10 protein-coding genes are annotated in these 13,711 nt (G+C 68.9%); 3 read left to right on the top strand and 7 right to left on the bottom strand.

All coding sequences use genetic code 11. The annotated features are described in order from the left end of the window. Positions 1-3,951 (top strand): myxosortase-dependent M36 family metallopeptidase, encoded by a 3,951-nt coding sequence (locus HUA75_RS32295; protein ID WP_174488569.1) that lies wholly within the window; start codon positions 1-3, stop codon positions 3,949-3,951. A 16-nt stretch (positions 3,952-3,967) separates the two neighbouring features. Here HUA75_RS32295 and HUA75_RS32290 read toward each other — a convergent pair whose 3' ends face one another. The 4 genes from HUA75_RS32290 to HUA75_RS32275 form a co-directional block, all read right to left on the bottom strand. Beyond that, positions 3,968-4,609, bottom strand: a complete 642-nt coding sequence (locus tag HUA75_RS32290; protein WP_141647572.1) for a phospholipid scramblase-related protein — start codon at positions 4,607-4,609, stop codon at positions 3,968-3,970. Positions 4,610-4,641: 32 nt separating this feature from the next. Continuing rightward, positions 4,642-5,781, bottom strand: a complete 1,140-nt coding sequence (locus HUA75_RS32285; protein ID WP_174488568.1) for a hypothetical protein — start codon at positions 5,779-5,781, stop codon at positions 4,642-4,644. Between the two features lie 96 nt (positions 5,782-5,877). Continuing rightward, a complete protein-coding gene (locus tag HUA75_RS32280; RefSeq protein ID WP_174488567.1) occupies positions 5,878-8,469 on the bottom strand; it encodes a VIT domain-containing protein in 2,592 nt (863 codons plus the stop codon). After that, a complete protein-coding gene (locus HUA75_RS32275; RefSeq protein ID WP_141649444.1) occupies positions 8,466-8,963 on the bottom strand; it encodes a MerR family transcriptional regulator in 498 nt (165 codons plus the stop codon). Before HUA75_RS32275 ends, HUA75_RS32280 begins: the two co-directional genes overlap by 4 nt. Positions 8,964-9,162: 199 nt before the next feature. On the opposite strand from HUA75_RS32275, the gene HUA75_RS32270 reads away from it, so the two are divergent. Beyond that, positions 9,163-9,648 carry a DUF2721 domain-containing protein gene (locus HUA75_RS32270; RefSeq protein ID WP_174457385.1) on the top strand — a complete coding sequence of 162 codons (486 nt, stop codon included), beginning with the start codon at positions 9,163-9,165 and terminating at the stop codon, positions 9,646-9,648. A gap of 9 nt (positions 9,649-9,657) precedes the next feature. On the opposite strand, the gene HUA75_RS32265 is transcribed toward HUA75_RS32270, so the two are convergent. Genes HUA75_RS32265 through HUA75_RS32255 form a run of 3 tightly spaced genes read right to left on the bottom strand, consistent with a single transcriptional unit; the run spans position 9,658 to position 13,173 of the window. Further along, entirely contained in the window at positions 9,658-10,503 is an 846-nt protein-coding gene (locus HUA75_RS32265) for a slipin family protein (RefSeq protein ID WP_174488566.1), read from the bottom strand. Further along, on the bottom strand, positions 10,500-11,810 hold the full coding sequence (locus HUA75_RS32260; RefSeq protein WP_174488649.1) for an NfeD family protein: 1,311 nt from the start codon (positions 11,808-11,810) through the stop codon (positions 10,500-10,502). Before HUA75_RS32260 ends, HUA75_RS32265 begins: the two co-directional genes overlap by 4 nt. 52 nt (positions 11,811-11,862) lie before the next feature. Beyond that, on the bottom strand, positions 11,863-13,173 hold the full coding sequence (locus HUA75_RS32255; protein WP_141645531.1) for a glycosyltransferase: 1,311 nt from the start codon (positions 13,171-13,173) through the stop codon (positions 11,863-11,865). Positions 13,174-13,393: 220 nt separating this feature from the next. Between HUA75_RS32255 and HUA75_RS32250 the strand changes: the two genes are divergently transcribed. Next, a complete protein-coding gene (locus tag HUA75_RS32250; protein WP_174457384.1) occupies positions 13,394-13,615 on the top strand; it encodes a hypothetical protein in 222 nt (73 codons plus the stop codon). The last annotated feature ends 96 nt before the right edge of the window (positions 13,616-13,711 follow it).

The following is a 13,711-nucleotide window of genomic DNA, read 5'->3' as shown; positions in this document are numbered from 1 at the left end:
ATGAGACTGTCCGGTCTGTTCGCCAGTGTCGTCCTGGTGACGGTGTTTCCTGTCCTGGCCCGTGAGCGATTGCCGACGGTGGATGTCTTCACCACGGCTCCGTCTTCTTCGCTCGCACACCTCGCTCGTCCGGACGCTCCGGGTCTTTCCATCGCACACGAAGAGGAGCGCCTCGGCGTCCCCACCTTCGTCTGGGGTGACGGGACCCAGGCGAAGGTGTCCGCGAGCGCCGCGCCCCAGCGTCCCGAGCAGGTCGCTCGTGGGCTGTTGGAGCGGTACGCACCGGTGTATCGCCTGGAGCGCACGGACGCCGACCATGTGCCGGTGACAGCCGTGCAGCGACTTCCCTCCGGGGGTGGAATCGTCACCTTCGGACAGCGCGTGGAGGGCATCGAGGTCTTCCGCCAGTCGTTGAAGGTGTTGTTGGATTCGCGCCAGTCCCTGGTGGCGATGTCGGGGCACCTGAGTCCGGTGGGCTCGACTCCGCGCTTCTCGAAAGGCGCGGCGTTCATCCTCCAGCCCCGCGAAGCGATTGCCCGGGCCTACCGTGACCTGGAGGGACACGCGTTGCCGCCAGCGAGCCTCGCTGAAACGGGCCCCGCGCGGCCGCCCTACCAGTCCTTTGAGCTGTCACCGGGTCCCAGGACGGTCCGGCTGCGAGGGACCACGAGGACGAAGCCCGTCTACTACCCGATGCCGGACGCGTTGGTGCCGGCGTACTACGTGGAGCTGGGCACCGAGTCCGTGACCGAGGGACCTGGCGACCTCTACGCGTATGTCATCGCCGCTGACGATGGACGGCTGCTCGTCCGCCACTCGCTCACCCGGGAGTCGGAGGCCTTCACATACAAGGTATGGGCGGACACCGCTTCGCCCTTCGTTCCCTTGCATGACCCCACGGGCCATCAGGGCAGCCCTCACCCCACGGGCCTGCCGGATGGTTATCAGGCGCCCCTGGTTGCTCCCAGTCTGGTGACGTTGCGCAACGCGCCCTTCAGTCGGAATGACCCGTGGCTGGCTCCGAGCGCCACTCGCACCGAGGGCAACAACGTGGAGGCCTACGCGGACCTGGTGGACCCCTATGGCGAATACGGCCCAGGGGACCTGTACGCGGTCCTCTCCGAGGCGGGGGTCTTCAGCCATGGCTATGACCATCGCCACGGGCCGAGCATCACCGACGAGCAGCAGATGGCGGGCATCACCCACGCCTTCTATGTCACGAACTTCCTGCACGACTGGTTCTACGACTCGGGCTTCGACGAGGCCGCGGGCAACGCGCAGCACGACAACTTCGGGAGGGGAGGGCTGGAGGAAGACTCCATGGTGGTGGGGACGCAGGTTTTCTGGGCGCGCAACAACGCCATGATGGACACTCCGGCGGATGGGGCGCGGCCGTTGATGACGCTCTTGCTCTACGACAACCGCTCCGCCAGGGACCTCTACGTCCAGACCTCTGGGGGTACGCAGGGGCCCTTCATGCTGGGGTTCGCGGACTACGGCCCCCAGGTGTTCGACGTCAGCGCCAACGCGGTGCTGGCCGTGGACGGGGTGGCGGGCGGCACGGTCAACGATGCCTGCGAGCCATTGACGAACGCGGCGGAAGTCCAGGGCAAGGTCGCGGTCGTGGATGGGGGCAGGAGGTGCGACTCGCTCATCAAGGCGATGCACGCACAGCAGGCGGGAGCGGTCGCTGTCCTCATCGCCCCGCGGAACCTTGTCCGGAATGTCGTGGGCTTTCCCGGTCGCTCCAGTGTCGTCACCATCCCCTTGGCCGGCGTCACGACCGAGACGGGAGCGCTGGTGCGCGCGGCGCTCGAGGAAGGAGAGACGACGCTGCGGCTCGTGCGAGGGGGGCCCGCCAGGGATGGCGCGCTCGACTCGGGCCTCCTCGCTCACGAGTGGATGCACTACATGTCCAATCGCCTCGTCGGTGACGGTGTCGGCCTGTTGAATGGGCAGGGTTCATCGATGGGCGAGGGTTGGAGCGACTTCGCGGCGCTGCTGCTGAAGGCGCGCGCGGAAGACGCGCAACTTCCCGCGAACGCGCACTTCAGCGGTGTGTATGTCCCCAACGGGTACCTCCGGGCGGCTGAAGCCAATCAGGCATACTACTGGGGGGTCCGTCGCTATCCATACACGACGGACCTGGGCCGCAACCCGCTCACCTTCCGGCTCATCCAGGACGGAGTGTCCCTGCCGGAGGGAATCCCTTTCAACGACGAGCCCGCGCAGTGGCCGAACGCGGAGTTCCACAACTCCGGAGAGGTGTGGGCCATCATGCTGTGGGAGTGCTACGTGGCGCTCCTGCGCGACACGGAACGCCTGTCGTTCGCGGAGGCCCAGTCGCGAATGAAGGAGTACCTCGTCGCATCGCTCAAGCTGACGCCCGTGGACCCCACGTTCCTGGAGGCGCGGGATGCCCTGCTCGCGGCGGCGTTGGCGCGAGACTCCCGCGACTTCGAGCTCTTCTCCCAGGCGTTCGCCCGACGTGGCGCTGGCCTGAGGGCGGTGGCTCCGCATCGAGACTCCCTGGACCACGCGGGAGTCGTCGAGAGCTTCTATTCAGGCAAGGACCTGTCCCTTGTGCGCTTGGAGCTGATTCAGGGCGCGCGCTCCTGTGACGACGACGGCATCCTGGATGTGGGAGAACAGGCACGCGTGCGCCTCACGGTCCGCAATGCGGGGACGGGGCGGTTGGAGCGGTCGACCCTGACGGCGACGAGCGACTCGGGCGACCTGATATTCCCCGAGGGGAGCACCTGGTCCATTCCTCCGTCCGCCCCCTTCCAGGAGGTTCGCGCGGAGTTCCCCGTGGAGCTCCTGGGAGGCATGTCGCGACGATGGCTCAACATGAGCCTCGCCTTCCGGGACGAAGCGCAGACCGTGCCGGGAGACCAGACCGCGTCGCTTCCGCTCTGGGTGAGCCGGGATGAGGTGCTCGCGTCGAGCGCGACGGAGACGGTGGATGCGGAGCGGCACCCCTGGCGCTTCGAGCACGACCCCTTGGACAGCAGGAGGTCCTGGGTGCGTGAAGTCTCCGCTGAAGGGGGATATCTGTTCCATGCCCCCAACCTGAGCCATGTGGGGCTGCGGGCCCTGGTCTCGCCCCCGCTCCAGGTGGCCACGGACCGGCCGCTGCGTTTCACCTTCCGACATCGCCACGACATCGAGACCTATTTCGAGGACGAAGCGCCGCCCGTCTATCTCGATGGGGCCGTCATCGAGCTGAGCACGGATGATGGGCAGACGTGGACGGACCTCGGCGAGGCGGCGACGCCCACGTACAACGCCTTCCTCGAGGACCCCTGGGGCTACGAGAATCCGCTCGCGGGCCGTCCCGTCTACAGCGCGAGGAACAGCGCCTACCCCGCGTTCGAGACGGTGAGCGTGGACCTGGGCATGACGTACGCGGGCCAGACGGTGCGCGTGCGCTTCCTCTACGGCACCGACTTCATCGACAGCGTCTTCGCCACGCTCGCTGGCTGGGATGTCGACGACCTCCACTTCGAGGGGCTGGTGAACACGCCGTTCACCACGGTGGTGGACGACGCGGGGCTGTGCCTCAACCAGGCGCCCGTGGTGAGTCCGGTGCCGGAGCAGGAGGTGAACGAGGAGAGCCGCGTCGAGGTGACGGCGGAGGGAACGGACCCCGAAGGGGATGCGCTGACGTACGCGTGGACCCAGACCTCGGGGCCGCCGGTGACACTGGAGGGAGCGACCACGGCGACGGTGCGCTTCACGGGGCCGAAGGTGAAGGAGCCCACGGAGGTGAAGCTGCGAGTGGTGGCGAGTGACGGGAAGCTCCAGAGCGCACCGGTGGAGGCCGTGGTGCGAATCCGGGACTCGAAGCCGGACGGGTGTGATGACTGCGCGACGGGAGGACCGGGCGCATCGCTCGCGTGGCTGCTGACGGCGCTGGGATTGGCGGCGCAGAAGCGACGCCCGTCGTGAGCCCTGGCGCGGGGGCTCAGTCCTTGTTCTCGCGCCGGTTCTCGAAGTGGACGAAGTCGATGAGGAACGTGGCGGCCACGGCCAGGGTGCGCAGGAGCGCGCCCCTCAGGGCGCCGTCGAACTGGACGCCGAAGCTGTCGGCGTCGGTGAACAGCTCCTTGCCGAAGCCGCTCCACCGCTTGGCGATGGTGCCGACCTCGCGACCGCCCTCTTCAATCACGAACGTCCACGGACGGAAGAGCGGGCCGCGCAGGTGGCCCAGCTCCTCTCCGCCGGGGCCGACGATGTCATAGGCGCGCGTGAAGAAGCGGAAGCGCTGGCGCACGCTGCCCAGGAGTCGCCCGTCGCCGTCCTCCACATCCATGCGGGCCAGCCAGAAGCGCCACGGCCGTCGCAGCCGCAGCGCGACGGCGCCCGAGGGCGACTTCAGCTCCATCGTGAAGGGGCGTTTGGCCTTGAAGAAGTTGCGCAGCAACAGCAGGCCCAGCCCGCTGCCCACCTCGCCCGCGAAGAAGACCGTCTCTCCGTCGTCCCCTACCACCTGGTACTTGTTGCGTCCCTCGAAGCCGGTGAGGATTTCTCCCCACTCCTTCACCTGACGGACGCGCAGCGCGCGCTGATGTTGGAGGGACGCAAGGGCGGTGGAGTCGACGGGCATGGGCGCTTTCCAGGCACTGCGAGGCGGCGTGATTAGAACTGACCCGCCAGCGCCATGCCCGCGCCTTCCTTGCCCATCAGGGTGGGAGTCAACATCACCTGGGGGAGCCGGGGCGCGTCGAAGTTGCGCGTGAGATAGGCCGTGAGGGCCAGCCCGCCCAGGACGCCGACGCCCGCGCTGATGAGGATGGCGTCGCCGTTGTCGCCGCTGTCGCCGTCGTCGCCGCCCGTGAAGGTGTACATGGTGCTGGCGCCGAGCAGTCCGCCGACGATGCCGCCCGCGTCGATGAGCAGCATGCGGCCCCGGGACACGGGCAGGCTGCGCGACAGCACCGCGAAGCCGATGATGCCGGCGGACGTCGCGGCCAGCTCGGCGGCGAAGAAGGCCTTCGTGTTGTCGCTCTCCGACGTGGCCAGGAACAGGGCCGTCACCACGCCGGCCCACAGGCCACCGGAGTTGGCCATGGACACCTGCCCCGCGGTGGGCTGCACCAGGTTGGCGAGCAGGACGCCCACGCCGGTGAAGCCCGCGCCGCCGATGATGGCGGCCCTCAGCGCATCATCGTCCTCCAGGTCGAAGGCGAGCATCGACGCGATGCCGAACCAGAAACCCCATACGGTGCCGGAGTTGATGACGGCCGCCTGCCCGGAGGTGATGCCACCTTGCGACAGCAGCAGCGCGCTGGTGACTCCCGCGCCCGCTCCGAGCATGGACGCGGCCACGTAGCCCTGGTCCCTGCAGTCCGCGATGGCGCACAGCAGGATGCCCTGCGTCGCGCCGTGCAGCGTCTGCACCACCGTCAGCGAGGCGACGGCGGCGCCCGAGCGACGCTCCGTATTCTCATAGACCGCCGCCTGCGCCAGCTTCGCGCCGGGCTTGAGCCGGGCCCGGGTGAGCCGTCCGAACTCGGTGGCGTAGGGGTGCTGGGGACAGACGGCGAGGACCTCGGTGAAGGCCTCGGAGGCCTGGGTGTCCTTGCCTTGGATGAGCGCGTTGAAGCCCTCGTTGTAGCGAGCCTCCGCTTCGGGAGGGCACGCGTCGGGCGTGGTCATCAACGGAGGCGCCGTCAGGGTCTCCGACGTGAGAGGTGCTGATGAGGCAGGTGCGGTCTGCGCTTCATCCCCGACTTGGGTGGCACTGAGAGCAACGAGCAGGAGGGTGGCGAGCGTCATGGGCGCCACCCACTCTATGCGACGACCTCGGCCCGTTCACGAGGGAGGGGCCGAGGTCGCCGGAGACTTCAAGGAGTCCTGCCCAGAAGCGCCGCGTCAGCGGGTGGCGAGCGTATCGACGTGCTGACGCAGCTCGGCGTCGTTGCCCAGTCGGCCGTTGAGCCCGGCGAGGGGCCTGGCCGCCTGCTCGATGCGACCCCGGGTGCGCGGGCCCGCCGCGACGAGCCAGGCCACGCCCAGGGCCAGCTCCGCGACCTCGGGAGCGCCGGTGAGCTGGGCGGCGAGCGTCAGCAGGGCCTCCACCGCCTTCTTCACCTGGGCACCATGCAGCGCGTGGCTGCTGGTGATGCCCTCGCGCAAGAGCTCCAGCAGCGCGAGCGCGGTGGCGCGAGCCTGCTGCACGGGCTCCGGTCCGGGGCCGGTCCCCGCCCACAGTCCATTGGCCAGCTGTCGTCCCAGCAGGGCCTCGGCCCCCGCTTCCTGGGGGGCGGCGTCGCGGGCGGACGCGGAGAAGCCCTCCTCCTGCTCGGAGGCCAGGCCGTCCGCGTAGGTGTCGTCATCATCGGAGTAGGAGGGTGGCTCCATCTTCGACTCCTTCATCACGGACTTTTCGGCCGAGCCTCCTCCGAAGAGGCCTCCCAGGAGGCCTCCCTTCTTCTTCTTCGCCATGTCCGGGGCCTGGGCCGTGCTGACAAGCTTCCTGAGCGGGGCGGCCGGTGCGGGGGCGGGAGGAGGCGGGGGTCCGCCGGCGGAAGCCATGACGGCGTGAGCGGGGGCCTGCCTCGACGGGGGGCCCGCGGCCACGGGTGCGCTACCACCCCGGCTTCGCGCACCGGGGCGCTGGATGATGGGAGCGACCTCGGCCTCTTCGTGCTTCTGCGTGCCGAACATGGCCCAGCCCGCGGGCGCATTCACCGGGACGACGCGCGTCTCCGGCTGGCCCGAGGCGCGCCTGTCACCGGTGCGCTCCTCCACGACGACGAAGGACGTGTAGCGCGTGACAATCTGGTGCTCGACGGCGAGCTCGACGATGCGCTTCTTCATGGAGTCGGCGCGGCGGCCGGTGAGGCTCGCGGCCTCCCAGCCCTTGATGCGCTCGGCGGCCCACAACTTCTCCACGGCGGGACGGTCCGACTCGGCGGGAAAGTCCACGCGAATGGTGAGCGCGAAGGGCTCGCGGCCCGAGCGGCCCCGCAGCGTCACCTTGCCGGTGCCCGGCGTGGGGTAGCGGCCCAGGAGCGTCCAGGGCATGCCGTCGACCATGGGAGGCAGCTCGCCGGGGGCCAGCTCCGCGCCCTCGACGCCGTCGAAGTAGACCTGGAGTTCAGTGATGCGCGGCGCGAGCGCGCGGGAGAACTGGGCGACGACCTTGTCGTCGATGCGCTCGCCGGGGTGGATGAACTCCACGTCGCCGCCGGTCTGCTTCGCCATGTCGCGCAGCAGGGCATCACTGACGTTGGTGCCGATGCCGAATGAGTACACGCGCGCCGACTTCCGCTCGGCGAGCACGGCGCGGAGGATTTCGTCCTCGTTGCCCACCTGTCCGTCCGTCAAGAGCACGAGCACGCCGTCCGGCGCGGTGCGAGCGGCGGTCTGCATAGGCCCGAGCAGCTCCGTTCCGCCGCCGGCCCGGAGCGCAGCCACCCACCGGTCCGCCTCTTCCAGCATGCGCTGGGTGAAGGGCACGGGCAGGGGCTGAAAGGAGTGGAAGGAACTCTCGAAGGCGATGACGTTGAAGCGGTCGCCTTCGCGCAGGTGTCGCAAGCAGAGCCGGAGCGCGGCCTGGGCCTGGGGCAGGCTGTCGCCGTCCATGGAGCCGGAGACGTCCACCAGGAAGATGACCTCCTGCTTGGGGGGCGCGGAGGCCATGCCCAGGAGGTCGGGCACCACGGTGAGGGCGAACGTGCCGGGCTTGTCGCCCTTGCGGTGCGTGGCGAGCGGGGTGAAGACGGCGCTCGTATCGGAGCTGCGCAGGGAGAGGACCAGGTCGCGGTCCAGGGACACCTCTCCGCGAGAGAAGCTCACGCGGGCGCGGGTGCCGCTCTCGCGGGTGACGGTGATGGCGTGCGAGGGGCTCTCGACGATGACCTCGCGGCCCAGGTCGACGAGCAGGTCCATGCGCAGGCCGTACTGCACCTGTCCGATGGGAGGAGAGATGCGGTCCGCGTCGGGGACGCGCGGCGTGGGCTCGGCGCTGCCGTGGCCGGTGCGGTCTCCGGCGGGCTTGCCGGGGATGTAGCGCGGGGCGACGAGCGTGGGGAGCATCCACCGGACGCTGCCTTCCTCGGCGGTGACGGCCTGCAGGAACTCCACCTCGACGATGGTCTCCTCGTTGGGGAGGAGGTTGCCCACCTGGGCGGTGAAGACGTTGGAGCGCTCCTCGTCGAGCAGGGCGGCGCCATGGCCCGCGGTGACGGCGTCGTCATAGGCGCGGAAGGCCTCCTCGCGCTCCTTGACGATGCCTTCGACGCGGCGGCCCGCGCACGTCATGGAGAAGGCGGAGAGGGTGCCATCGGACGGAAGGGGGAAGGTGTAGACGGCTTCGATGGGGCGGGGCTCGTCGTTGCGGTAGCGCTGGCGCACGCGCACGCGCGCATGTCCGCCGAGCAGCTCACCAGTGACTTCGACGCCCTGAAGGGGAACCTGCGCGCCCTCGCGAGTGAACAGCCCTGCATGCTCTTTCGTCATGGCTTCTCCTTGTCCTGGAACTCTTCGATGAGGGCCCGTACGCGCTCGGCGAGGGCTCGAACCTTGGCATCCGCTGAATCCGCCACATGCAGCTCCAGACCGGGGATGAGTTCCCAGCGCTGGTAGCGTGTCGTCGTCGTGGGACGCGGGCCGGTGGCCGGCGGTGCCACGATTTGTGAATCGGTGAGGCTCGTCGGCCCGTACGTGGGCGGAGTCGGGGTGACGTCCGACTCGGCGAGCTTGCGCAGCTCGTCGAGCGACAGGCGCTGGAGCTCCACCTGGATGGCATCCAAGGGGAGGAACCGTGCCTGGAGGACCCGGATGGCCTTGAGTCGTATGACGTGCTCCTCGCCATACACGGTGTCCGGCCCCCGAAAGGGCGGTGCGGGGAGCAGACCCCGCTGGACGTAGTAGCGCACCGTGCGTGGCGAGACGCCCGCCTCCTCGGCCAGCTCCGCCAGCTTCCACTCGCTCTGTGTCTTCCGCGTGTTCACGACTCAGACAGTATGACTCGACACTGTAAGTGTCAAGTCGTCAGTGTCGAGTTTTCGCGAGGATGGTGTCGAGATGCCCGGGTGGGTCGGTGTCGGAATGAGCGGTTCGAGTGTCGAGATGGACTGTCGAGTTCGAGGGGTGAGGAGGGGGCCGAGGGGTGGGTTGCATGGGGGAGGGGAGGGGTGGAACAGAGGGGGGATGAACGGTGTGTCGGATGGGTTGGACCTCTCGTCGATACGGCTGATTGGGACGGCGGTGACGCCGGCGGTGATGGTGTCGGCGTGTGGCATCGTGGCGACGGGGTTGGACAACCAGATTGCGCGGATGACGACGCGGATGCGGGAGATGTTGAGGGAGGCGCGGCAGTTGCCGGAGGGGAACTCGCGGCGGGATTTGTTGCGGCAGGAGGTGGTCATCCTGGACCGGCGGCACGCGATACTCGCGAGGGCCATCGCGCTCACGTACACGGCGCTGTTGGCGTTCGTGGTGACGTCGTTGCTGTATTTGACGAAGCGTCAGCTCGACATCCCGGAGTCGCTGCCGGTGTTGTCCTTCGCCATTGGCGTGTTGTTGCTGGGAGCGGTGGCGGTGCTCGCGTTGGCCTCGCTGCGGCTGAGCCGCCTGGCCATCAAGCTGGAGCGGGAGGAACTCTTCGGAATCACCCGCCCGCCACCGCGCCTGTAGAGGGCCGCGTCAGGTGAGGCCACCCACGGGAGGTCCGTCCTCGTCGCCATGACTGTTGGAGTGGCGCCTGTCGTCCTCTCCCGAGCCGAAGCCGCTGCGAGCCGCCGCGGCGCCGACGGCGCGCAGGATGTCGAGCGGGATGGGGAGGATGGTGTGATTGCCGCCCGTGGTGATTTCCACCAGCGTCTGCAGATAGCGGAGCTGGAGCGTGGCGGGGTTGCGGCTGAGCACGTCCGCCGCCATGGCGAGCTTCTCGGCGGCCTGGTGTTCACCTTCGGCGGCGATGATTTTCGCGCGACGCTCGCGCTCGGCCTCCGCCTGTCGAGCGATGGCCCGCTGCATCTCCGGGGGCAGGTCGATGTGCTTCACCTCCACGTTGGAGACCTTGATGCCCCACGGGTCCGTGCGCGCGTCGAGCACCTGCTGGATTTCGTGGTTGATGCGCTCGCGCTCGCTGAGGAGTTGGTCCAGCTCCACCTGACCCAGAATCGCGCGCAGCGTCGTCTGCGCGAGCTGGCTGGTGGCATAGAGATAATCCTCCACCTGGAGCACGGCCTTGTCCGCCTGGATGACGCGGAAGTAGACGACGGCGTTGACCTTCACGCTGACGTTGTCGCGGGTGATGACGTCCTGCGGAGGCACATCGCGAGTCACGGTGCGCAGGTCGATGATGACCATGCGCTCCACGAAGGGGATGAGCCAGCGAAAGCCCGCGCGCTTCAACCCCACGAAGCGGCCGAGCCGGAACACCACGCCGTTCTGGTACTCGTTGACGATGCGCACTCCGGACATGAACAACAGGAAGAGCACGCCCAGCGGAATGAGGAACCCGAGCAGTCCGAACAGGTCGGTCATGTCTTCACCTCGTCGACGAAGAGGGTGAGCCCTTCCACGCGCCGCACCACCACGTGTGCGCCGCGCTGGATGGGTGAGGGAGAGGTGGCGCGCCAGCGCTCACCATGGACGAACACTTCACCGCTCTCGGGAGTGACGGGGGCCAGCGTGGTGCCCTCCTCGCCCACGAGTCCCACGTCTCCGCCGCGCTGGGGCAGTCGCCGCGTCTGCGCGCTCCTCCACGCGACATAGGCCGCCGCGCCCGCGAGGACCAACGTGGTGGGAATCAGCCACGCCCACGACACCCCGAAGGAGCGGTCCACGAACCAGTCCGGGTCCACGCGGTCCACCAGGAACAGTCCCCCCAGGCCCAGCAACACCACGCCCGTGGCGCCGAGCAATCCACTGGTGACGAACAGCTCCGCGATGATGAGCGCCGCGCCGAGCAGCAAGAGGAGCAAGGCCCCCGTGCTCACGGGCAGCGCGGATGAGGCCACCAGCGCGAGCACCAGCGCGACCACGCCGATGAGTCCGGGGGCGATACCACCCGGGTGTGCCAGCTCGACGACCAGTCCCAGCGCGGCCATGAGGAACAGCAGATAGACAATCGCGGGATGCGCGAGCGCATGGACCGCGCGCTGTGAAAGGCTCGGAGTCAGCTCCACGAGTCGGGCGTCGCGAGTGGACAGCCGCACCGTATCGCCCCCCGCCACCTGCACCGAGCGTCCATCCGCCCACGCGAGGAACTCCGACTCGCTGGAAGCGAGGTGCTCCACCACGCGCAGTTCGACGGCGGCGTTCGCGCTGATGGAGACGCTGTCGCGCACGGCGGAGGCGGCCCACGAGGCATTGCGGCCCCGCTGCCGAGCGATGCTCTCCGCGAACGCGACGGTGTCGTTCTCCACCTTCCGAGCCATCTGAGCACCGCCGGTCGCCTCCGGGTCCTGCCCGGTGATTCCCGCGACAGGGTGCGCGGCGCCGATGTTGGTGCCGGGAGCCATGGCCGCAAGCGTGGAAGCCAGGGTGATGAAGACGCCCGCGCTGCCCGCATGCGCGCCGGAGGGCCCCACCCAGACGAGCACCGGCACGGAGGATCCAAGGAACGCCCGGACGATGGCGCGAGTCGCCTCCAGCGAGCCGCCCGGCGTATCCAGTCGAACCAGCAGCGCCGAGTGTCCACCGGCCTCCGCGCGCCGCACGCAGTCGGACAGATAGGCGCCCGAGCCGGTGTCCACCACGCCTTCCAGCTCACAGGAGGCCACGGTGGATGAGCCGGGCGTGGGGCTCGCTGGAGGTGTCGCCGCGAGCAGGCCCAGGGCCATCACCATCAAGAGCAACGCGGCTCCGGTCTTCCCGAACTGGACGTGGCGTGAGCGCACGTCACACCCCCTGAAGAGAGAGGGGGGAAGGATGCGATGGGACGATGTCTCGGGCGGGGAGGGGCCGTGCGGAGGACATGGCGTCGAGCAGCCTCAGGTGGTCCAGCAGCAGCCGTGGCATGAGGAAGTGCTGGCGCACATGCTCTCGCCCGCGTTCACCCAGGAGGTGGGCCTCGTCGGGCTGGCGCAGCAGGTGGAGCAGGGCCTCGGCGCACTCCTCCTCTGTGTCCACGAGGACTCCGCCAGTTCCCTCGGGAAGCTGCAGCGGAATGCCGCCCGTGCGCCCGCCGACGACGGGAGTGCCCTTCCAGAGCGCTTCGGAGACGACGAGCCCGAAGCCTTCGCGCAGGGACTTCTGGACGACGACCTCCGAGCGAGCCTGGAGTGCGTTGACCTCGATGTTGCCCACGCCGACCAGATTGGTGAGGACGTGGATGAGTCCATCGTGCCGGGTGGCCGCGCGGAGCTCCTCGTAGACCTCCCAGCCCTCGGGGTCATCCAGGGCGAGCGAGCCGACCAGGGCGAGCTGCAGGTCGGGGACATGTGGACGCACGCGCTGGTAGGCGCGGACGACGCCCAGCGGGTCCTTCCAGCGGTCAAAGCGACTGACCTGCGTGACGAGGGGCCGGTGGGTGCGGATGCCAATCCACTCGAGCACGTCGCGCGCGAGGGGCTCGGGAAGAGGATGGTTCTTGGGGCTGAGCGGGTCGATGGCTGGCGCGTGGACGCGCACGTTCCGGATGGGGAGCGCGGGAGGAATGAACTCCGGCAGGGTGAAGATGGCGGCGTCGTAGTCGAGCAGGTAGGGCGACAGCAGCTCCCAGAAGCTGGGGTTGGGTCGAGAGGTGTCGATATGGCAGCGCCATATCCATCGCGCGTCGCGATTGCCGCTGAGGGCCGCGAGCGCCGCGGGCTGCGGGTCGTGGACGAAGATGAAGTCGTAGTCCTCGGAGTCGGAGATGAGTCGGCGGGCGTTGAGCTGGGAGTTGGCCAGATAGATGGCCTTCTCGGACTCGGTGAGCTCGCCCGGAGCGCCCTGGAGCCCGTTGTGGATGCGTTTGGTGACCTGGAAGAAGGCCTCGTCGCCGTGGATGAGCTTCCAGTCGGTCACGATGCCCAGGTCGTTGTAGAGGGGGACCAGCGAGCGGAGGATTTCGGAGACGCCTCCCCCATAGGGCGTGGCGCTGAGGTGCAGACAGCGAGCGCCGCGCAGTCGTTCGGCGCAGTGGGAGAGGGCGTCGAGCTGCGCGTCGGGAGCGACACCGCGATAGGTGGCGAGTGAGCGCTTGCCGACATCCACGACATCCAACATGGCTTGAGGCTCCCGGAGTGAGAGGACACTCCCGAGCCAACGGTGCTCATGCCCGATGGGGTCTTCCCGAGGTGCCGCGTGCATGTCCGGTAGCCGGCATCAGAAGTGGGCGCCAGCCTGTCGGGCTGCTCACCGGGTGGTGAGCGCGCGCCACAGGCAGCACCTTTCCTCGTGCGGCGTGGGCCGCCCAAGTCGTGCCAAGACTCGAAGGGGAGGAGTCATGCGCCGTGTCGTCCTCATCGCCGCCCTGTGCCTGGCCGCCGTACCGCTGGCTTGCAAGACCACCCAGCCCCCTGGGGCGGAAGAGCAGGAGCCGCTTCAGGGCCCTGACCAGGTGAGGGAGCCCGTGCAAACCGTACCGGACGAACCGCCCGGGCCCGCCACGCCCATGCCCGCCCAGCCCGACGCGGGCACGACGGAGACGCAGCCGCAGCCGGAGTAGCGCGGCGTCACGCGACGGACCGGAGACGCAGCCGCAGCCGGAGTAGAGAGGCGTCACGCGACGGACTTCCGCCGCGGCGAGTCGCGAGCCTGGAGG

It is taken from the genome of Myxococcus sp. CA040A, assembly GCF_013336725.1.
GTDB classification, from domain to species: Bacteria; Myxococcota; Myxococcia; order Myxococcales; family Myxococcaceae; genus Myxococcus; species Myxococcus llanfairpwllgwyngyllgogerychwyrndrobwllllantysiliogogogochensis.
Note: the sequence above shows the minus strand (reverse complement) of the source record. Positions and strands in the feature narration are given on the sequence as shown.

Bases quoted from the DNA above. Each gene is read 5' to 3' on its own strand.
- HUA75_RS32295 (WP_174488569.1), top strand. From the start codon at position 1: ATGAGACTGTCCGGTCTGTTCGCCAGTGTCGTCCTGGTGACGGTGTTT.
- HUA75_RS32290 (WP_141647572.1), bottom strand. From the start codon at position 4,609: ATGCCCGTCGACTCCACCGCCCTTGCGTCCCTCCAACATCAGCGCGCG.
- HUA75_RS32285 (WP_174488568.1), bottom strand. From the start codon at position 5,781: ATGACGCTCGCCACCCTCCTGCTCGTTGCTCTCAGTGCCACCCAAGTC.
- HUA75_RS32280 (WP_174488567.1), bottom strand. From the start codon at position 8,469: ATGACGAAAGAGCATGCAGGGCTGTTCACTCGCGAGGGCGCGCAGGTT.
- HUA75_RS32270 (WP_174457385.1), top strand. From the start codon at position 9,163: ATGAACGGTGTGTCGGATGGGTTGGACCTCTCGTCGATACGGCTGATT.
- HUA75_RS32265 (WP_174488566.1), bottom strand. From the start codon at position 10,503: ATGACCGACCTGTTCGGACTGCTCGGGTTCCTCATTCCGCTGGGCGTG.
- HUA75_RS32260 (WP_174488649.1), bottom strand. From the start codon at position 11,810: ATGGTGATGGCCCTGGGCCTGCTCGCGGCGACACCTCCAGCGAGCCCC.
- HUA75_RS32255 (WP_141645531.1), bottom strand. From the start codon at position 13,173: ATGTTGGATGTCGTGGATGTCGGCAAGCGCTCACTCGCCACCTATCGC.
- HUA75_RS32250 (WP_174457384.1), top strand. From the start codon at position 13,394: ATGCGCCGTGTCGTCCTCATCGCCGCCCTGTGCCTGGCCGCCGTACCG.